The sequence below is a fragment of the Paenibacillus gorillae genome (genome assembly GCF_000513275.1).
GTDB classification, from domain to species: domain Bacteria; phylum Bacillota; class Bacilli; order Paenibacillales; family Paenibacillaceae; genus Pristimantibacillus; species Pristimantibacillus gorillae.
This window is the reverse complement of sequence record NZ_CBVJ010000070.1, coordinates 32,301-53,151: the sequence shown is the minus strand read 5'-3', so window position 1 is coordinate 53,151 and position 20,851 is coordinate 32,301. Positions and strand designations below refer to the sequence as shown.

Genomic DNA, 20,851 nt, shown 5'->3' with positions numbered 1-20,851 from the left:
CCGGCAGCGAAAGATGTAACGCTGTCCCTCCGCCATACACAAATTAAAGAGACAAGCAAAACGCGTTTGGGCATTCTCGAAGACAGTGTAAAGAAAACGCAAGACGAGAACCCGGGCCTGACCTTCAAGCTTGAAGGCATTGACGAAATCGTCAACCGCGATCAAAAGCTGAAAGCGGAAATGACAGCCGGCAATCCTCCCGATATTTTTGAAGTATTCGGCGGTTCCGACCTGAACCTCTATGTAAAAGCAGGCCGCATGCTCGACCTGACACCAATCCTCGATGAACTGGGCATCAAAGACAAATTCGCAAGCCTTGACGAATTTACTGTTGACGGTAAAGTATATGGCCTTCCATTCGGCGGCTATAGCGAAGCGATCTTCTACAACAAAAAAATCTTCTCCGAGCTGAGCCTTCAAACGCCAACAACTTGGGAAGAGCTGCTTGCAGTAGCTGACAAAGTAAAAGCTGCAGGCTACACGCCATTCGCACTTGCTGCGAAAGACGGCTGGGTTAACGGCATGATGTGGAACACGGTTATGGAGCGTAACGTTGGTATCGATGCAATCAACAAGCTCGTTACTGGCGAAACGAAATGGACGGACGAGAACTTCGTTAAAGGTTTTGCGTCCTATGCAGAGCTGGTAAACAAAGACTACTTCACTAAAGGTGCACTGGGTCTTGCTTATGCGGATCAAGGCGCGCAATTCCTGTCCGGCAAAGCTGCAATGGTATTCACAGGCACTTGGGACGCTAACCGCTTCTCCGGTGAAGAAGCTGGCGACCTGAAAGGCCAAATCGGCTACTTCGGCTTCCCGTCCATCGCTGGCGGCGCAGGCGACCAAACTTCGATCAATGCTTCTTACTCGAACGGCTTTGGTTTCTCCGCTAACCTTGATGCTGACAAAGTAGAAGCAGTTAAGAAATTTATCGGTAACTTCTACACTGAAGAAGTACAAAAACGTACGCTGGTTGAAGACAAATTGCTGCCTTCGATGAAACTGTCCGACCTGTCCGGTGTTGACCCGCTGACTACTGAGATCTTGACTGTTATGGCAGCAGCTTCCACTTCGTGGAAAGCATACGATGCAATCGTACAACCGGCTGTATCGGCTGAAGTTAACGTAGGTATTCAAGAGCTGATTGGTAAAGTAACAACGCCTGAGAAAGTGGCTGCAAAAATTCAAGCGGTTCAAGAGAAAGCTAACGCTGCGCAATAATAAGCAATCATTGATAGCTTGGCATTGCAATCGATCCTGATGGACGAGAGGGTGTCCCACGGGGACACCCTCTTTTTCCTTTCAAACCCATTGCAGCAGCAAGCAATATGAGGAGGAAATCATGAACAAGGCGCTCAGAAACCCCATTACCTATATAGCGTTCATATTGCCGACGCTCGCGCTTTATGCCCTGTTTTTCGTATATCCGGTTATCGTATCATTCATTTACGGCCTGTACCAATGGGATGGCATTACGGACAAAGTGTTCATTGGTCTGGATAACTTTATCCGCCTATGGACAGATAAGGTATTTCTGAAATCATTATTAAACAACTTCTATTTCCTGGTCTTCTCCTTAGTCGTGAATATTCCGCTCGTCTTCCTTATTTCGATAGTAATCAGTAAGGTAAGCCGTTTGCGTGATTTCTACAAGTCGGCCGTGTTCGTTCCCGTTGTTATTTCGACAGCTACGGTCGCTATACTGTTTGGCGTATTGTACAACTACGACTCCGGTCTGATCAATCAGTTTATTCGCCTGATTTTCCCGGAGAGCTGGGCTAGAGAATGGCTTTCCGATCCAAAGCTTGCCATTCTGTCTATTCTGATTGCTAACGCATGGCAGAATGTCGGCTTCTTCATCGTACTTTGCTTGGCCGCTATTCTGAATATTCCGAAAGAAATTGTGGAAGCTGCCAAAATCGATGGTGTTAACGCGTGGAACGAGACGTGGACGATTACACTGCCGCTGGTACGCCCAATCCTATTCGTAATGCTGCTCTTGTCGGTGTCGGGAACGATGAAAGTACTCGATATCGTTCAAATCATGACCAACGGCGGTCCTTTCCAATCCACCGAGGTTATGTCCACCTATATGCTGAAAGTCGGCTTCCGCTCTATGGAGCTTGGCTACGGCAGCGCAATTGGTGTGGCAATGTTCTTAATCATTCTCGTGCTTACCTTCATCCTGAATCGCGTGACCAAGCATGAGGAGGTGCAATACTAATGTTGAAATTCCGCAAAGGGCAAGTTGTCAGCCATACCTTTCTATGGGGATATGTATTGTTCACCCTGTTCCCGCTCGTATGGCTCTTGATGACATCCTTCAAGACAAATCGTGAAATTACGGTAAATACATGGGCATTTCCGACGAACTTTAATTTTGACAACTACAAAGCAGCCTGGGAGACGGCAAAGATTGGATTTTATGCCTGGAACAGTCTGAAAGTAACTGTTATTGCATGTATTGTTACGGTGCTGTTCGCGGCGATGACCTCCTTCGCAATCTCGCGTATGAAGTTCGGCCGGGCCAATAAGCTGGTCTACAATTTCATTATGTTCGGCTTGCTTGTGCCATCTGGTGCCCTGTTCATTCCGTTGTACCGCTTGATTCAAACACTGACGACAGATTACGGCATCAAACTTTATGATTCGCATCTTGGTCTGATTTTGGTATACTCCACTTATGCATTGCCGATTACCGTATTTATTATTTATGCATTTATGCTGTCCATTCCGAACGAGCTGGAGGAAGCCGGCATTATGGACGGGCTGAGCGCAACGGGCATCTTTGTCAGAATCGTGCTCCCTATTTCGATGCCAGCGCTTGTTACGGTTACGATCCTTAGCTTTATCGGCAACTGGAACGAATATATATTATCTCAATTATTCATAACGTCCGAGACGCTTCGCACGCTGCCAACGGGCATGGCCAGCTTTAATGACGGCTACCGTACGAACTTTGCTTCGTTGTCCGCGGCCGTCATTATAAGCATCATTCCGGTTCTGATCGTGTACTTCTTCTTGCAGCGCCAGATTATTGAAGGCATGACAGCAGGAAGCGTCAAGGGCTAACCGCAATTCGGAAGGGGCCCCATCCAGATGAACTTGAGACCGAAGCTGATGCTTGCTTTTATCCTTCTCATTCTAGTTCCCATGATTGGTCTCGGCATCGTCTCCTTTCTCAACTCCGAGACGCTGCTGGAGAAGAAATACAGCGAGCAGACGGAAATTTCGCTCAAGGCAGTAGGAGGGAATATCAAGTACTTCTTCAAGGAGCTCGAGCAGCTGTCAGACGGCAATCTGACGAGCTCCGAAGTACAGGATACGCTGCAGTACAGTACGCTTCCCCATGACGACGCCAGTACGCAGATCGCCATTAACCAAGCGCAAAAGGAAATGAACCGCATCCTGTTTCAGCATCCGGCGGTCAGTTATGTGGTTCTCTATTCGAATGACGGTACGATGTTCCGTTCGTACCGCAACGATCCGACGACTTTTCGTCCCATTACGTTCGAGCAGCTGAAGCAGCAGCCGCTCTATGTGGAGACGAAAAAGCTCGGCGGCCGTTCCAAGTGGATTGGTCCTTATGAGGAGCGGCAATTGACAGGCGTTGAGCCCCCATTATTTACGCAAATGAGGCTGGTGAAGGATTACCAGACGTTCTCCGACATCGGATTAATGATTACGCAGTACAAGACAGAAGAAGTATATTCAATGCTGAACACCTTTCTTAATCCGCATGCGGAAGGCCGTGATTCGCGGTATGTGATCGTGAATCAGGAGGGCCTTATTTTGCTAGATAGCAATAAACAGCTGGAAGGCAAACAGCTTGCCGATTATACGGAGGGCGATTTGCAGAATACGGACAGCTATTCCAGTTCCAGAATCAAGTTCAATGAAATCGACAGTCTCGTGTCTGCCTACAATCTGGACCAAAGCGGCTGGGTTCTCGTTTCGGTCAAACCCTGGAACAGGCTGACGAATGAGAATGTAAGGTTTGTGCAATGGATCGGGATGATCACGGTTCTGTGCGTTCTATCTGCAATATTGTTCAACGTGTTCTTCGTTAATCGGGTCGCGAAGTCGATTATTAAGGTCGTCCGGAAAATGCGTCTCGTCGAGCAAGGCCTGCTCGATATCCGGGTGAAGGCGCAGGGCAAGGACGAGACTGTTCTGCTGGCGAACAGCTTCAACAGTATGGTTGAGCGAATCGGCGAGCTGCTGACGGAAGTGCGAACGGAGCAGGAGCGGAAGCAGCATGCGGAAATGATGCTGATGCAAGCGCAGATCAAACCGCACTTTCTGTTCAATACGCTGGAATCGATCAATGCGCTGGCGGCTCAGAACGAGGGACGCAAAATTATGATGATGGTGCGGCAGCTAAGCAATTTGCTGCGTACAACGCTTCATGATTCCGAAGAAATTGTCATTAGCCAGGAAGTGGCCCATGTCAGCAGCTACCTGGAAATTCAGAAATACCGGTTTGAGGATTTATTTACTTATGAATTGAATGTGGATGAAGAAGTATATGACTACACGATTCTAAAGCTGACGCTTCAACCGCTTGTCGAGAACAGTATTCAGCATGGCTTTGAAGGCTTGGAGGACGGCAAGGGAATCATTACCATCGACGTTCGGGCAGAGGCGCATCAAATTGTGTTCTTGGTCAGTGACAACGGGGTTGGAATGAGCGAAGCCAACCTGATTAAGTTTGGCGAGCGCAGCAATAAGTCCGATAAACGCCGAAATGCCGCAGAACTCGGGGAAAGGCGCGGCCTTGGACTTCGCAACGTTGCGGACCGGCTCCGTATTCAATATGGTCCGGCCTACGGGATGATGATCTGCAGCGCAGAAGGTTATGGTACCGTCATTCGCTGTACAATTCCGAAAAGCAGGGGTGAACGGTTATGACAGGCAGAGTGCTATTGGTAGACGATGAGCCGCATATTACGCGAAATCTGGAAAAGGTCATTCCCTGGGAGATGCTTGGTCTAACGGTTGGAGGAACGGCGAAAAACGGGATGGAGGCGCTGGAGCTGCTTGAGGCGCAGCCTTTTGACCTCGTGCTTTGCGATATTCGCATGCCAATCATGGACGGACTGGAGCTCGTCAAGCACATTCGGGAGAAGGGTGCTGAATGCGATATTATTATGCTCTCAGGATATCAGGATTTTGCTTATACCCGTGCTGCCATTCAATATGGCGTACAGGATTATGTGCTCAAGCCGATTCCTTATGATGAGCTTACCGGTGTTATTGCCCGGGTAATGTCCAGCCAGCGGATGAAGCAGAAGCAGCTTACCGAGGAGCGTCAGAAGCTTGGCCGGATGATCGATTTGGCCAGTGAAAAAATATTGTACGACATTCTAATGGACTATACGGAGCTGACCGACAGCAACTGGATGATAACCGGCGATGAGCAGGCTATCCGGGAACAGCAGTACGCGCTCATTGTGCTTGATCTCGATGTCAGCTCCGAGCGGACGAAGGATTGGCGCGAATGGTCGGACAAGGAACGTAAGCTGTGGAACTTTGCGGTGTGCAACGTGCTTCGTGAGAAGCTGCAGCAAAACGGCTTTCACCATGCCGTCATTCAAATTCGTGACGGGGAATGGTGCGTTCTTATCGAAGTCAACAAATCACAGTCTTACGATCTGACGCAAATTACCGACTGGGCAGAAATGCTGCTGACCGCTGTGAAAAACCATGTCAAATTGTCGTTGTATGCAGGCATTTACCGGGATTATGCTCCTGTTGCATCATTGTCTCAGGCGTATAAGCTCGTGCAGCAAGGGATGCAGCTGGCGCCTCATCAGGAGACGATTGAGGTCTATCCGAATTGCGAAGCCGGTTCTTCCCAGGAGGATCAGGCATTCTGGGATACATCCGAGAAGCTGATTGGCGCGGTAAAACGCGGAGACACCTCCGCTGTAGATGCAGAGCTGCGGCGAATGACACAGCAGCTGCAGGGGATGAATGAATCCATGATCGGCCGGTTCAAGCCGATGCTTCACTTCTTCGTATTGAATTTGATGCGGGAGATGAAGGAGATGGGCATCTTCTCCCGCGATCAGGAGGATTTGCTTTGGCGCAAGCTTGACCGCCGCTTTGGGATCAAGGATTTGCTTTCCGTTATTTTACAAGTGACCCGTGCTGTTGCTGATAAGTCTACGGACAAGAAGAAGCAGTCGGAGCGTTCGATGGCGGAAGCAAAGCAGTTTCTGGACCGCAATCTGTACCGTGATTTGAGTGTGGAGGAAGCGGCAACTCATGTCGGGCTGAGCACTTCCTACTTCAGTCTGCTGTTCAAACAGACCTTTAATGAAACGTTCATTGAATACGTGACGCGGCAGCGGATGGAACGGGCGAAGGCTATGCTTGCGGACTCTCATAAAAGCGTAGCGCAAATCGCGAAGGAAGTCGGGTATGCGGAGCGGCGATATTTTACGAAAGTGTTCATGAAATATACCGGGGATAACCCGACCGATTATAGAAGCAAGCATCAGCAGCTAAATGGCGGAATGATGGATTAATAGACTTCGAGAAGCGATATCGGAGAGAAGAGCGGAGGTTATAGTAATGGGGAAGCAGGACGAGTGGGAGCACTGGACGCTAAGAGAAAAGGTCGGTCAGCTGTTCGTCTTCGGATTTCATGGGCATGAGCCTAGCGATGGAATCCGTCATCTTATCGAAACCTACGGCATCGGAGGGACGATTTATTTCTCCCGCAACGTTCAATCGGCTAAGCAGGTACACGGACTGTCGAACTCGCTTATGCAGCTTGCTCAGCAAGCAGGCAAGCCGAATTTGCTCGTCGCAATTGACCAGGAGGGCGGCATGGTTGCCCGTCTAGTGGACGGCGTCACGCTAATGCCTGGCAACATGGCGCTCGGAGCGGCTGGCTCTAAGGAAGGAGCGGGTGAAACCGCACGCGTATGCGGAGAGGAGCTTCGTCTTCTCGGTGTGAATATGAATTATGCGCCCTGCCTGGACGTCAACAACAATCCGGACAATCCCGTTATTAATGTCCGTTCCTACAGCGACCGGTCCGATGTCGTCGCCGAACTTGGCACAGCAGCTATGCTGGGCTATCAAGCCGCTCGCGTGGCGGCGACGGTGAAGCATTTTCCAGGCCATGGCGATACGGCTGTCGATTCTCATCACGCGCTGCCGGTCATTCCGCATGGCCGGGACCGTCTGGACGCTATTGAATTGAAGCCATTTCGCGCAGCCATTGCCGCAGGCGCAGCTGCCATTATGACGGCGCATGTCGTGCTGCCGGCGTTAGAGCCGTCCGGCAAGCCATCTACTCTTTCGCATAATGTATTAACCGGTTTGCTGCGGGAGGAGCTTGGCTATGACGGCATTATTGTGACGGACTGCCTGGAGATGGATGCCATCGACCGGTTTTACGGTCCGGAGAAGGGTGCGGTTGAAGCTATTTCAGCTGGTGCGGACATGGTGCTTGTCAGCCATACGTTCGAGAAGCAGGTAGCAGCGCTGGAGGCAGTTGTTGCCGCTGTAGAGAACGGCACGCTGTCTGAGGAGAGGATCGAGCAATCACTCGCGCGTGTCATGAAGCTTAAGCAGGAGCTCATTGTCGACGAGCCGTTGGCAAGTTGGGAGCATGCGGCGGCAGGCTTGGCGACAGAAGCCAATCGCGCGGTAGCAGTGAAATGGAGTGAGGCTTCGGCAACGCTTGTCAAAAACGAAGGCGAATTGCTGCCATTGAAACGAGGCGCAAGCACACTTGTACTCTGGCCAGATATCAAGCCGGTATCAGTTGCCGATGAAATCTTGTCCAGCGACGGCACCTTAGGCACCCATCTTGAGAGCCGATTGGACAATTTGACAGAACGGAGCATGAGCGGCAATGATCCCCTGGCTGATCTGGAGTCATTCGAGCAAATCGTTGTAGTGACGTATGACGCAACTAAGCATGATCTGGAAGCTCGTATCGCACAGGAAGTCGTTGCTCGTGCAGGAAACCGGACGGTCGCGGTATCGGTGCGCAATCCGCTGGATCTGAACGTTTATCCGCAAGTTCCAGCGTATTTGGCTGTCTATGAATGCCGTCCGCTTGCGCTGGCATCGGCAGCAAAGGTGCTGACTGGCGAATTGAAAGCGGCAGGGAAGCTGCCTTTGGAGCTGTCGGCTGCATATCCCTTCGGCTACGCTGACCAGTAAGTTGCAATGAACCGTTGGCAATAACAAGTATACCCCTAAAGTAAACCTCTTCGAGCAAATTGAAGGGATTCTTTAGGGGTTTTTTACGTGGGATTTCATTCTAATTTAACATCTATATTTTGTAAATTAATATGTTTTAAGTAATATAATATATGTATTATGCCTTATTTTTGCCGGAATTCAAACATCTTTGCCCGTTTGCGGGGGTACAAGCTCGATTGCCAAATAGCCATAATTATATTACATTTACGATTGCTTCCAACCGTTGGCAACTATTATAGTTAGATAAAAATATAGCAAGCTGGGAGAGAGAGAATCTACCTTATGATGCTGCATCACCTCCGGGCGCAGGATAAAGCATCGCTTAGCGTGATCGTGCTGTTAAGTATCTTCCTCTTTTTTGTCGGTATCGTTAGCGATTCATCGAAGATAAAGGATACCCCTTCGCCGGTCAAAGGTGTTTTGGACTTGAAAGAATGGAACTTGGAGGAGAACGGAAGGGTGCCGCTCTACGGAGAGTGGACTTTTTACTTCAGTTCGTCCAAGCCCCGTGAGGGCTTTTTAAGTCCAATGCCTGCTTGCGGTGAACAGCTTTGTGTACCGGAACTTTGGAATCGTTACAGTCTTGAAGATCGTCCATTTCGCTATGTGACTTACAAGCTCAACGTGCAAATGGCTGCTGTTCCTTCAGCCCTGATCGGTATGAGAATTCCTGCAATGCCGGTCCCCTATCAGGTTATGGCGGACGGCCTGACTTTGGTCGATAACGGGGAAGAGTTCGATCATAAAGAGCGGGCTATTGAGGCATATTCATCGCGAACCGTATATTTCAAGCCCGCCTCCCAACAGTTCGATATTATTATGCAAGTATCTAATGGCTTGCTAGCGGGAGGGAAATCGGGATCCCCTATTGAGCTTGGAGGCAGGGTAGAGATGGCTTCACTGCGGGATAGGGAGTTGGCAGGTGCCATGTTTTTCATGGGAATTGCAATTATGCTGGGCTTATATAGTATAGCTGTATATCTTTATCGGCGGGTACAGCGGGCGCATTTATACTTCGGCATCATTTGTCTGCTCGTCGCTATCCGGCTCCTTGTAGCTGATCAGCTATTCGTCCGGCAGCTGATTCCTGAGATGACAAATGAGCATATTATGCTGCTGGAGTATTTGACCTATTATGGCGGCATCACTTTTGCGGTTCAGTACATGAGGCATTTGTTTCCGAACGAGTTCCATGCCGCAGCAGTCAAAACATTGACTGTTATTGGCTTCTGTTTTTCGATATCTGTACTGGTGTTTCCGGCAGCAATCTATACTAAGGTGCTTCCATTATTTCAAGTATTCTCGTTGATCGTTTGCGTGTATTTCGTTTATGGACTTATCCTGGCTGTTTACCGGCGCAAAGACGGGGCATGTCTGCAATTGTACGGAATTATTCTTGTTCTTGTTGGTTTCCTGCATGATTATTTGCTTCAGAAGGTGGATGTGCCTATCGACAGGCAAGTACTAACGATAGTGACACTTATACTTCTGTTGATTCAAGTAACGGAGCTTGCCAGACATCATTCCGGAGCAGGGCAGATGATGGACCGGAGAGACGAAGCGCAGCATTGTTCGGATCGTCAGAAGGATGAACATCTAATGATTCATGCTTCGCAAGAGCTTCAAATGCCTCTTCAGGGCATTATTAACATTTCGCAGTCCATTTTGGATGGACAATCCGGTCGTTTGACGGAGGAGCAGCTTCATGGCATTCAGCTTATTTTGTCCTTTTCCGGTAAACTGTCCAGACAGGTTAACGATATGATTGACTTCGTAAACTTGAAGAAGCAAAGTTTAGATTTGCAAATCAGCTCACTTGACGTTAAAGCAATTATAGCGTCGCATTTGCCTAGTTTCATAGGGCTTGCTCGGCACAAGCCAATTATTCTAAAGGCGGATTTACCGGAAGTGCTGCCGCGGGTTTCCGCAGATGAAGCCCGTTTGCTGCAAATTGTGTACAATCTTGTAACCAATGCCATCAAACTTACTGAGCGAGGCCATGTCATGATTCTGGCCCGCGAGGAAGAAGGGTTTGTCCGGATTATAGTCCGGGATACGGGGATTGGATTAGAGGAAAGTGACGCATCGGGTGTACATCTGGAGCCTAGCTGCCAAGCGGAAAAGTTGGCCGGGGGCGCCGGATTAAGCTATTCGGTTATGAAATTGCTCGTTGAGCTGCATGGCGGCGAGCTTTCTATTCGTTCAATCGTCGGGGAAGGCTCTGAATGTTCCTTTACAGTTCCGATTAGCGCTGAGCAGGATGAAGATACCCACTTGGGCTTTGGCCAGCATGAAGATAACGGCCAATGGCTTGAAGTTGAGCGTATGAGCGCTGTTCAGCCTGTCATTGAAGACGGATTGAATGGCAATGCGCCTGTTATTCTGACAGTCGACGACGATCTGCTCAGTCAGCAGACAATTAAACAAATATTACAACATGAGCGTTACCGGATCGTATTTGCTTCTAATGCTCATGAAGCGCTTCGGTATTTGAATGAATCGAATTTTATCGATCTCGTGTTGCTGGATATTACGATACCAGGCATGTCGGCCTATGAGCTTATACGGCATTTACGTGATAAATACTCGACCAGCGAGCTTCCTATCGTACTCGTTACTGCCAAAAAAGAACAAGAGGATCTGCTCGCGGGTTTTGCTTCAGGAGCTAATGATTTTTTAATTAAGCCTTACTTTGCCAATGAATTGAGGGCGAGAGTCAAGACGCTCTTGGATTTAAAGCGGTCAAACGATGCGGCTGCTGCATCCGAGACAGCTTTTTTGCAAGCGCAGATCAAGCCCCATTTTTTATACAATACGTTAAATACGATTTTGGCACTTTCGCTCGATGAACCACAGCAGGCTCATGATGTATTGACCCGATTAAGCCAATATTTGCAAAGAAGCTTTGCATTCAACGATAAAAGCAGGTATGTAAGCTTAAGTGACGAAATGGAGTTGGTCAAATCCTATTTGTACATAGAGCGAGTCCGGTACGGTGAGCGGCTCAGCATCACTTATCAGATTGACGAGGCATTGAACCTGCCCATCCCTCCGTTCATCATTCAGCCGCTGGTTGAAAATGCGGTTCGCCACGGCGTCATGAAGCGGAAAGAGGGAGGTAATGTGACGATATCGATTCGGGCCATCGGGGAGGAGATCATGATCATGGTTCGAGATGATGGCGTCGGCATCGATCCTTCCCGCATGGCTACGCTGCTTAATGAAAATCCCGACGGGCGGCGGGGCTTAGCGCTAGTTAATATTCATCGCCGTTTGCTTCAAGAGTATGGCAGAGGCATTGAATTAAAAAGCGAGCCAGGCGCCGGGACGCAAATTATTATGTGGCTGCCGGAATCGAAGGGAACTGCTGAAGGAGTGGAAATCAAGGGTGATTTAAGAAGGTGGATGTGACGATGTATAACAACCATATGATCAGAATAGGAGTTGTAGATGACGAACCTCCAGCGTTAAAGCGCATTAGCCGGCTGCTGAGCGAATTTCCGAACGTGGTAATTGCGGGCATGTATACCGATCCTGAGGAGCTTTTGGAACAAACGGTTGCGGGGCGGTTTGATCTTGTACTTCTGGATATGGAAATGCCGGAATTGCACGGACTAGAGCTCGCAAAGGAAATCTATCGGCTTTATCCTACGGTCTATATCGCATTCATAACCGCTTACGAGCAATTTGCGCAGCCAGCTTATGACGTTGAGGCAATCGATTACATTATGAAACCGGTTCTGGAGGAGAATTTGACACGGACGATTCGGCGATATGTGCAGCGGAAAAGGCAGAGCCAGACTGAGGATCACAGTCAAAGTCAAGTTAGGACTGCGGTCTTGCCGGCTTCTTTCCGCTGCTTTGGCTGGTTCACCGTAACGACGGAGCAGCAGGAGATGATCCGGTTTCGCAATTCTAAATCGCGGGAGCTGCTCGCTTTTCTCCATTCGCATGGAGGCAATCCTGTCAGTAAGAGCAAAATTATCGAGGCGTTGTGGCCGGGGCGCGACAATGAAAAGGCGTTAGTGACGCTGCATTCGACGGTCTATCAGCTTCGCAAGGACATGGAGGCCTTCGATTTGAAAGAGGTTATCGCTCAGGAAAAGGGAGAGGGAGGCAGCTACCGGCTCCGCATGCCGCCCATGTACGATGAACTGAGCCATTTCAGACAGTTAGGCGAGAGCTTTTGGAGAGATGGCCATGTCGAAGACGCCCGTCTAGGCATTAAGCTTTACCAAGAAGGTCTGTGGAAAGAGCATGATTGGGAATGGGCGGCCAAGCTGAAATGGGAGATGGAAACGAGCTACCACGGGCTGTTGGAAGGCGTAATCGAGTTTGAACTGGCGCAAGAGCGGTACCGCGAGGCCATTCCCTATCTGATGCTGAAAGCGGGGAGCAATCCTTACCATGAGGAACTGCAGGGAAGAATCATTGCTTCGTTTCTGCTGGCAGAGGATCATGAGGGAGCTCTGAACCATTTCATTCGAACCTTGCAGCTGTTCAAAAGTGATTTAGGAATAGGCCTTATGTTTTCGTATGATCAGATAGCAAGAGATCCTAAGGCCTATTTATAACGGTTTTTTTAGCAGTCTGACACTTAGGTCAGACTGCTTTTTTACGTTTTTTCAGTTATCTTTCAGTCCCCATTTGTATAATGAAATTTAAGTGTTGTCGATTGTTGGCGAAATTGAATGAATCCATAGGAGACGATATGCAGGTGAGGAAATTTCAGCCGAATCAGAGCAATTGGAGCGGCATGTCGGATGAGAATTTAGTTTCTTGTTACAACGAGGCGTTGGCGGCAAACTGTGATGCGGATTTTATTGAGATCCTGCTCTGCGTCATGCGGGAGAGGGGATTAAAAGTCGATAATCCGCCGGAAGAATTAAAGTAAAATATTGTCTTGAATACAGACGATAATTCGCTCATACGCCTTTCTATCAGGCGTTTGTCTAGCACTCATAAATAGCAAGTCATCATGAACGAAACCGAAAATAGAGAAGGCAAACCGAACGCAAGTTAGTCGAGCTGCGACACGCAGGCATCCAGAATGAGGAGGAGATTTAGTGTCAGCCCCTATGCGGTATGTGCAATTCGGAATCGGCGGCGAGAGCTACGCCATTCCGATCCAAGAAGTGAGCGAAATTATTCGAGTTCAGGCAATAACGGCGATTCCAGCCGACCGCGATGACATGATCGGAGTTATCGAGCTCAGGGAAAGAGTCGTTCCAATCATCAGCTTGCGAAAGTCATTTGGACTTCCAGATGTGTCGCCGTTGAAGCAAGCTAGAATTGTTGTCGTTCGTAGAGGGATGGAACATATAGGCATAGTCGTAGATTGCGTGTACAAAATTGCAAACGTAAGCGGCATAACGGCATCACCGGAACGTTTTGGAAAAAGGAATGGACATTACTTAAGCGGAATGTGCCTGACCGATATGGGAATGGTTGCTTTACTGGACGTGGACAGACTGCTGCTGCATGGTTAGGAGGCAATCGGGTGATTAGTCGAAACGAGATGAAAGAGGAGCATAAGAGCCATGAGAGCCAGACGGCCATTGTAAGCGGCGAAAGTCTGAAGCAGCATGTGAAGCTGCTGGGCGAAATGATGATGGATCAAGCTAGATTGCATCAAGCGGCCAGAATGGTGAAGAACAGGAAAAGTCATCTCGAAACGGTCGGGCACGCCGAAGGCATCGATTATTTGTCCGAGGTGGCGGCTGACTTTCAGCAGCAAGCAAGAAAGCTCAGAATGATGACACCGGACCAGCTGATGCACAGCTATCCAGGTATCGTCGATGATTTATCCCGCGCTTTTGGCGGAGGAGGAACGGAGTCTCGTATGGAAGAGGAGGAGCAGCCTGCCTTGGATCGCTCTCTCATCGAGGATATCGGAGCATCGATTAATCAATTGATCCGGACGGGAGCCAATTACAACAAGGAAACGCAATCGTTTCAGTACATTGGAGCAGGTCCTGAAGCTGGCACAGCTTCGAAAAGATATGACGGCATTGTGGCGGTACCGTCCCCTTTATCGATAGATAAACGCACATATTTGACATACGAGCCGAGACTGCATAGCAAACAACATGCGGAGTAAGGGGCAACGGGAGGAATAAGAAGGTGAGCTGGTTTATCAACCGTCGGATTGGTACAAAACTGCTAGTCGTCTTTACACTGTTTGGGATTATATTAACAGCGATCGGGGGATTTGGACTTTTTAACTTGTACCGGCTGAATGACAGCCAGATGAATATGTACACCAACAATCTCATCGCTGTAGATGAAGCCCACAAAGCCCAGAGCGACTACGCGCATCTAAGAATTTATATCCGGAATATGTATATGTCGACGGATGAAGCAGAGCGGGAGCAGGTGCTGCAGGAAATTCATATGACCAAATCGGAGCTGTTAAAAGATATCGAGAGCTACAGGTCGGTCAATCTGAGCAAAGAAGCATTAGAGGCGATTGCTCCCTTCGAGGATGCCTGGTCTACCTATTCGACCTTGTTCGATACAGCTGTCAATTACAATCTCGCAGGCGATAATGAACGGATGAAGAAGCTGATTGATGGTGATCTGAAGGCTAAGGGCGAAGTGCTGCGGGAAATTTTGCAGGAAAATGTGGAAATCAACGTCGCGGCTGCAGAGGATTCGTATAAAAAAGGACAAGCGCTCTTCTCCTCCGCATTCGTTATTACCGTTACCGTTATCGTACTTGGCATTGCAATCTGTATTGCGCTTGGCATTATGATTACAAGACTAATTGCGAAGCCGCTATCCCGTATCGTTAATCTCGCTAATAAAGTGGCTGAGGGAGATTTGAGGGAGAAAGCTGAGCTTCAGTCTGCTGATGAAGTCGGTATTTTGGCAAAGGCGTTCAATGAGATGATCGAGCGGCTGAACGAGACGGTGGGAAGCATTATTAACTCCTCTCATAATGTTGCTTCGGCTGCAGAGCAGATCTCAGCTAGCACAGAAGAGATGGCAGGAAGCAATTCGAATCAGGCTCACGCGGCACAAACCATTCATGCCTTATTCGGTGAATTGACCAATGCAATTCAAGCGGTCGCCCGCAGCACGGAAAGCGCCTCTGAACTTTCGGATTCCGCAATTGGTGTTGCCCGGGAAGGCAGATTAATTATTAATTCATCGGTCAAAAGCATGAGCGGCGTTCGCGAGCAAATGTCGCAGCTGGAGCAGGATTCGCATCAGATCGGCGATATAATTGAGGTTATTGAGGAAATTGCCGACCAGACCAACCTGCTTGCGCTTAATGCTGCGATTGAAGCGGCCCGGGCTGGAGAGCAAGGGCGAGGCTTCACTGTTGTAGCTGACGAGGTCCGCAAGCTGGCGGAGCGCAGCGGAACGGCAACGAAGCAAATTACAGCCATTATTAAAGGCATGCAGGAAAATACGAAGCGAAGCGTAGCTGCTGTTGAAGAGAGTGCCAGCTTGTCCAATCAAACCGGCGATGCGTTTGAGCAAATCGTACAAATGGTTAATGAAACAGGACAGCGTATTACGGAGATTGCTGCGGCCAGTGAAGAGCAGGCGGCGCAAGCTGAGAATGTGCTGCTGACCGTGGAGGAAATATCGGCGGCAACGGAAGAGGCGGCTGCTGGCAGTCAAGAGACAGCGGCTACCGCACAATCACTGGCACAATTGGCTGATGATTTGCAGCATTCCGTATCGGCGTTTAAGACAGCGAGTTAGCGAATTGCATATTTAATAGAAGAACAACGGATCTGCGGTGAGCAGGTTCGCTTTTTTTTTGTTTGAAAGAATGAATAGAAGGACTAGGGCGTGTCTGAAAATCCGTTCAGTGGCACCTTTCACCGCACCGCGCGCGCCTCCCGGCGCGCGGTGCCATCGCGGCACGCGGTGCTCTATCGCTCGCCGGCGGTCAAATTTCCTTTCCGCCCCTGCTTCGTTCCGTTTGCTTGAAGTACCCCCGGTACGCCTTCACAAACGCGCCTTGCATGGAACGAAAATTCTGCAAAATTTGCTGCCCTCAGAGTTCTCAGACACACCCTAAATTGACGAAAGAGCGGAAGAAAGGGATTTTATATAGTCATATTGACAATAACAAAAGATTGGCATATACTGTTGATATCAGGAGGTGAGCATAACCCATGGAGAACGCGAATAAGAAATATCGGACGCCGGACGGACTGCCGGTAGATATTGCGATCTTTACGATATTATCATCTGCGAAAGCAGGCAGCTACCGTATGGTGGCGCAGCGTGAGCTGCATGTACTGCTGGTGAAGCGGAGCCGCGAATCAGAAGCTTATCCAGGGCGTTGGGCGCTGCCGGGCGGATTTTCCGGAGAGGAAGAGACGCTGCAGGAAGCGGCATACCGGGAATTGAAGGAAGAGACGAATGTTGATCAGAACGTATTGATCGAGCAGGTGAAGACGGTCTATTACCCTGGCCGCGACCCGCGAGGCTGGATGCCATCCGTCGTTTACTGCGCGCTGGTGCAAGAGAGCCATTTGAAGAATCTGGCCGCCGATACGGACGCTGATGAGGTGAAGCTTTTTCCAATCGGAGAGGCGCTGGAACTGAAGCTTGCCTTCGATCATAATGAGCTGCTGAACGATGCTCTGGAGCATATTAGAAGAAAGATGATGACAACGACGATCGCTTCTGAGTTTTTGCCGGAAGCCTTTACGATTCGTGAGCTGTATCAGGTCATTCAAGCGGTGGTGCCAGCTTTTGAAGAGGACATCGCCAATTTCAAACGCAACCTGTTAGCTACGAAAACAAGAAAAGGACTGATCAGCGAGTCTCTGGATGCCAATGGTGCACCGCGAACAAGCGACCGTAATTCGAATCGTCCTGCACAACTGTACCGATTTAGCGGTTATGAACCGAATATATGCATATATAATTCCAGTTTCTTCTAAAATATAATATACGAACAGTCTTTTCGCACCGCGCTTGTCTTTCGGAGCGCGCGCGGTTGGGAGGGACATTTTTTACCGGAATCTATATAGTCAACATGACAATAAAAATAATCTTGGAGGAATGTATGATGTTGAACGCAATTCGCAATAATCCTTTACTGTTAACCGATAGCTATAATTTGTCGCATTACCGCTTGAAATGCAACATGGATTGGGAAATCAGCCATATGTATAACCGAAAGGATGGCATGGTGCTCTACGGTCTTCGCGAAACAGTGACAGAGCTGCTGTCGATTCAGATTACTGAAGAGCATATTACTGAAGCCGAGCATTGTGCGGCAAGACAGGGGCTTATTTTCCCTTCGGAGCTGTTTCACCGCGTTGTGCGGGAATGCGGCGGTTTTGCGCCAATTACGGTTGAATCGCTGCCGGAAGGTACTTGGTGCCCAGCGGGTACGCCTTTTGCCCAAATTCGAAATACGGTGGAAGGGTTTGGCGAGCTCGTAACCTGGTGGGAAGGCGTATTCATGCATGCCTATTTTCCAAGTGCTTGTGCGACCGAAGCGTTCCTTATGCGGCAATATTTGGAGCAGAAGCGGGAAGAGCAAGGAGAAGGCGAAGGATTTATATGGAGACTGCACAGCTTCGGCTTCCGAGGCCACCGGAGCTTGGAGGATGCATACTGGGCAGGTACGGCATGGAATCTGTCGCTGCAGGGGACGGATGATTTCCATACTACGGCTCATACGCCGGGTGCGGTTATTGGCAGCATTGCGGCATTGGCCCACAAAGTGACACAGCAGTTTGATGATGAACTGGCATGCTTCCGTCATGCGATTGATGCAACAGCGGATGCAGGGGAGAAGATCGTCGCGCTTGTTATCGATACGTATGATGCTAACCGTGTTATTCGTGAATATTTGCCGCTGCTTGCGCGGCAGGCAAGGGAAAGAGGCGTCCGCATCGTATTGCGTCCGGATAGCGGCGATGTGCTGCAGCAGGCCGTTGAGATTTATAAAATCGCGGAAGCAGAAGGATTGTTGGAGGAGACAGCCGTTATTATCGGCGAGGGAATGGGCTTTCGTCAGGTGAAGGCATATGATGCGGAATTGGAGCGACAAGGTGTACCGCTCGCATTCGTATCGTATGGAGTTGGAGGCGGATTTTATCATAATCTGAATCGGGATACGTTAGGCTGGGCGATGAAAACCGCGTTCAGCAACGGCAAAGCAAGAATGAAGTTTTCGATGGAACGCATGAAGCGCAGCATACCGGGTGAAGTGAAGGTTGTCCGGCAAGAAGGTCGGCTGGTTGCGATGACCGTTGCCGAGGCGGGAGAGAAATGTCTGTACGAAATGATATATCGTCATGATGGCGGAGACGTCCTTCCTCAATTGCTGGCTGCAGGACCGGCACATTGGAATGAGGTTCGTGACCGGGTGCGTACTGAATTAACAGCAGAGCATCAAGCTCAGGCTGCAATAGATTTGTCGGATGGCATACAAGCACTGGTGCAGCAATTGGCCGAACAATATTTATAAAGTAATGAATGGTGATGCGGGGGCGGATGGAGATGGAGATGGAAAAGGAAAAGGAAAAGGAAAAGGAAAAGGGACAAGAACAGGAGCAAGAGCAAGAGCAAGAGCAAGAGCAAGAGCAGGAGCAGGAGCAGGAGCAAGAGCAGAAGCAACGGCAAGCTCAAGGGCAGTGGATAGAACAAGTGCAGTTGCAAGACAAGGCTTTTCGTTTCGGTTTTGTGTTAGGAAGATTCCAGCATGTTCATGCTGGGCATGAGCTTATGATCGATACAGCGCTTCAGGTATGTGACAAAGTGCTGGTACTGGTGGGGTCGGCTCAGTTGGAGGGTACGCTGCGCAATCCTTATTCTGCGGAAGTAAGAATGGAATTGCTGCGCCGATTGTACGGTGAACGGGTTGAACTCGCAATGCTGCCCGATTATAGCCATGAAAATGACCATAGCCATGCATGGGGCAGCTATTTATTGAAGGCAGCCCGCAATTATGGAAGGGAGCGGGCCTATCAAGAGCTTGACCTGATGGTGTATGGCAGCGACGAGGAACGAGCAGCTTGGTTTGCCAAGGAAGAGTTAAATGGAGTCGCTCAGCTGGCGCTGCCCCGAGACAGGCAGCCGATCAGCGCGACCCGGCTCAGAGAGGCGCTAGTTCGAGACGATCGAGGCTTATGGGAGCAGCATGTGAATGAAGCGCTGCATTGTGAATATGATAGGCTGCGAGGGTTGTTGCTGCAAATTCCGGAATATAAGGCGCAGGCTAAGTAAGAAGTAACAGACGAAAATGTCAGTGCGAGGGAGAGAGTTCCTTTGCGAAGAATGGAAAGGAAATGATGGATAGGATGAATATTGCTATAGTGCTCTAGTGTAACTAATATTGCTTGTAAATGTTAAGTAACTGTGAAGTAAAAGTAACAAGAAGTGTCGACTGTTGATAATAGCGCGAGAGTGTGCCCAGTGTCCGTAGTTAGAGTAACTATGAAGTGCAAAGTAACAAAAAAAGCCGTCTGTTGATAGCAGCTCATAATGTGTCCTAGTCGTCCGTAGTTAGAGTAACTATGAAGTTTAATATTAGTTGGGATTAGTCGTTGACTGCTGCTGTAGTGAATTTGAGAGAGTAACTTTGCTGCTGCCTGTTAATGCGAACGAACAAAACGAGGTTTGACCGCCGACGTGCGACAGAGCACCATATGCAACAAAGTTTAGCGAAGCTGATTAGCTATATAATGAAGCAAGCTTCGCTGTGGAGAGTCACAGCCGGGGGTCAGTTAGTAGATAGCGAACCTTTTTTCGCTCTTCATGAACCTACGTTCTCGAAAAGCGAAAAAAGGTTCGCTGCAGGTTTTGAAAGGGCTAGGATTGGCTGATACAGCGAAATTAGCTTCGCTATATTGCGAAGCAGCTTCGCTAGAAGCCCAGGGTAGCCGTTTCACTATGGGCATAGAGCCGTTTTTGCAACGGCTTCATGGAACCCCAGAGCAGCCCGATGCATCTGCCCCGCGCGGCCCAAAGCATGGGCCCACGCCCTGCCCGATGCATTCGCCCCGGGTTAAAATGGCTCGGAAAGCTCGTCGAGCGTTTTGCCGAGGCTGGGCGCCAGATGGAGCAGAAACCACTGCACCTCGGGCATGCCGAGGCGCTCCAGCGCAAGCTCCGTCTGCCCTTTCGCGACGAGAAACTCGCGGTTGCCAGCAGACAGCTCGCTCAAGCATTTCAAGTAGGCGTCGAGCAGATCCGCCGCCTTCACTAGCGCATAGAGCTTCTGCTCATCAGCCGAAAGCTTCTCGTCTTCCGGCTTTATAAGCAAAGGCGAGTAAGCGGCTTGAAGCGGCCGCGGCACCATGCCGAGCAGTCGTTCGGCGGCCATTGCTTCAATCTCGCGGAAGCTGGAAAGCATCTTCGGGTTATGGTGCTTCACCGGCGTTGGAATATCGCCCGTAAAAACTTCCGTCGCATCATGAAATAGCGCGATCGTCACCGCTCGATCAGCGTTATAGGATGCAGCAAACACGTTGTTCCCAATCTCACAAAGCATATGGGCGAGCAGCGCCACATGAAACGTATGCTCCGCAACGTTTTCTTTGGTCGTATTGCGCATGAGACTCCAGCGCTCGATATATTTTAACCGGTACATATAGGCGAAAAAAGGGCTGTTCAGCTCTCCGGGTTCTTGATTATG

Annotated in this window: 16 protein-coding genes; 15 read left to right on the top strand and 1 reads right to left on the bottom strand. The window is 49.4% G+C overall.

Annotated features, from left to right (window positions below):
* The 15 genes from TY10_RS11965 to TY10_RS11895 all read left to right on the top strand — a co-directional run.
* Positions 1-1,221, top strand: a 1,221-nt coding sequence (locus TY10_RS11965; RefSeq protein WP_042163617.1) for an extracellular solute-binding protein, incomplete at its 5' end; no start/stop codon positions are given.
* A gap of 121 nt (positions 1,222-1,342) precedes the next feature.
* On the top strand, positions 1,343-2,224 hold the full coding sequence (locus TY10_RS11960; RefSeq protein WP_042163614.1) for a carbohydrate ABC transporter permease: 882 nt from the start codon (positions 1,343-1,345) through the stop codon (positions 2,222-2,224).
* On the top strand, positions 2,224-3,072 hold the full coding sequence (locus TY10_RS11955) for a carbohydrate ABC transporter permease (protein WP_042163612.1): 849 nt from the start codon (positions 2,224-2,226) through the stop codon (positions 3,070-3,072). Before TY10_RS11960 ends, TY10_RS11955 begins: the two co-directional genes overlap by 1 nt.
* Before the next feature lie 27 nt (positions 3,073-3,099).
* Positions 3,100-4,911 (top strand): cache domain-containing sensor histidine kinase, encoded by a 1,812-nt coding sequence (locus TY10_RS11950; RefSeq protein ID WP_042163610.1) that lies wholly within the window; start codon positions 3,100-3,102, stop codon positions 4,909-4,911.
* Positions 4,908-6,533, top strand: coding sequence for a response regulator transcription factor (locus TY10_RS11945; RefSeq protein ID WP_042163608.1), 1,626 nt, complete (start codon positions 4,908-4,910; stop codon positions 6,531-6,533). The genes TY10_RS11950 and TY10_RS11945 overlap by 4 nt, the downstream gene beginning before the upstream one ends.
* A gap of 46 nt (positions 6,534-6,579) precedes the next feature.
* Positions 6,580-8,187 (top strand): glycoside hydrolase family 3 protein, encoded by a 1,608-nt coding sequence (locus TY10_RS11940; RefSeq protein WP_042163604.1) that lies wholly within the window; start codon positions 6,580-6,582, stop codon positions 8,185-8,187.
* Between the two features lie 324 nt (positions 8,188-8,511).
* Complete coding sequence (locus tag TY10_RS11935) at positions 8,512-11,640, top strand: ATP-binding protein (RefSeq protein ID WP_042163601.1); 3,129 nt, start codon at positions 8,512-8,514, stop codon at positions 11,638-11,640.
* 2 nt (positions 11,641-11,642) lie between these two features.
* Positions 11,643-12,803 (top strand): response regulator, encoded by a 1,161-nt coding sequence (locus TY10_RS11930; protein ID WP_042163599.1) that lies wholly within the window; start codon positions 11,643-11,645, stop codon positions 12,801-12,803.
* Between the two features lie 143 nt (positions 12,804-12,946).
* Positions 12,947-13,123 (top strand): sporulation histidine kinase inhibitor Sda, encoded by a 177-nt coding sequence (sda, locus tag TY10_RS11925; protein WP_162160600.1) that lies wholly within the window; start codon positions 12,947-12,949, stop codon positions 13,121-13,123.
* A 172-nt stretch (positions 13,124-13,295) separates the two neighbouring features.
* Positions 13,296-13,718, top strand: a complete 423-nt coding sequence (locus tag TY10_RS11920; RefSeq protein ID WP_052350516.1) for a chemotaxis protein CheW — start codon at positions 13,296-13,298, stop codon at positions 13,716-13,718.
* Positions 13,719-13,729: 11 nt separating this feature from the next.
* The gene (locus TY10_RS11915) at positions 13,730-14,329 is read left to right on the top strand and encodes a hypothetical protein (protein WP_155985829.1); all 600 of its coding nucleotides are present in this window, start codon (positions 13,730-13,732) and stop codon (positions 14,327-14,329) included.
* A gap of 23 nt (positions 14,330-14,352) precedes the next feature.
* On the top strand, positions 14,353-15,945 hold the full coding sequence (locus TY10_RS11910; protein ID WP_042163588.1) for a methyl-accepting chemotaxis protein: 1,593 nt from the start codon (positions 14,353-14,355) through the stop codon (positions 15,943-15,945).
* A gap of 419 nt (positions 15,946-16,364) precedes the next feature.
* On the top strand, positions 16,365-17,141 hold the full coding sequence (locus tag TY10_RS11905) for an NUDIX hydrolase (RefSeq protein ID WP_042163585.1): 777 nt from the start codon (positions 16,365-16,367) through the stop codon (positions 17,139-17,141).
* Between the two features lie 125 nt (positions 17,142-17,266).
* Positions 17,267-18,682, top strand: coding sequence for a nicotinamide phosphoribosyltransferase domain-containing protein (locus tag TY10_RS11900; protein WP_238327560.1), 1,416 nt, complete (start codon positions 17,267-17,269; stop codon positions 18,680-18,682).
* A gap of 32 nt (positions 18,683-18,714) precedes the next feature.
* A complete protein-coding gene (locus TY10_RS11895; RefSeq protein ID WP_155985827.1) occupies positions 18,715-19,440 on the top strand; it encodes an adenylyltransferase/cytidyltransferase family protein in 726 nt (241 codons plus the stop codon).
* Between the two features lie 781 nt (positions 19,441-20,221).
* Here TY10_RS11895 and yfbR read toward each other — a convergent pair.
* Entirely contained in the window at positions 20,222-20,830 is a 609-nt protein-coding gene (gene yfbR / locus TY10_RS11890) for a 5'-deoxynucleotidase (protein WP_042163642.1), read from the bottom strand.
* Positions 20,831-20,851 lie beyond the last annotated feature (21 nt).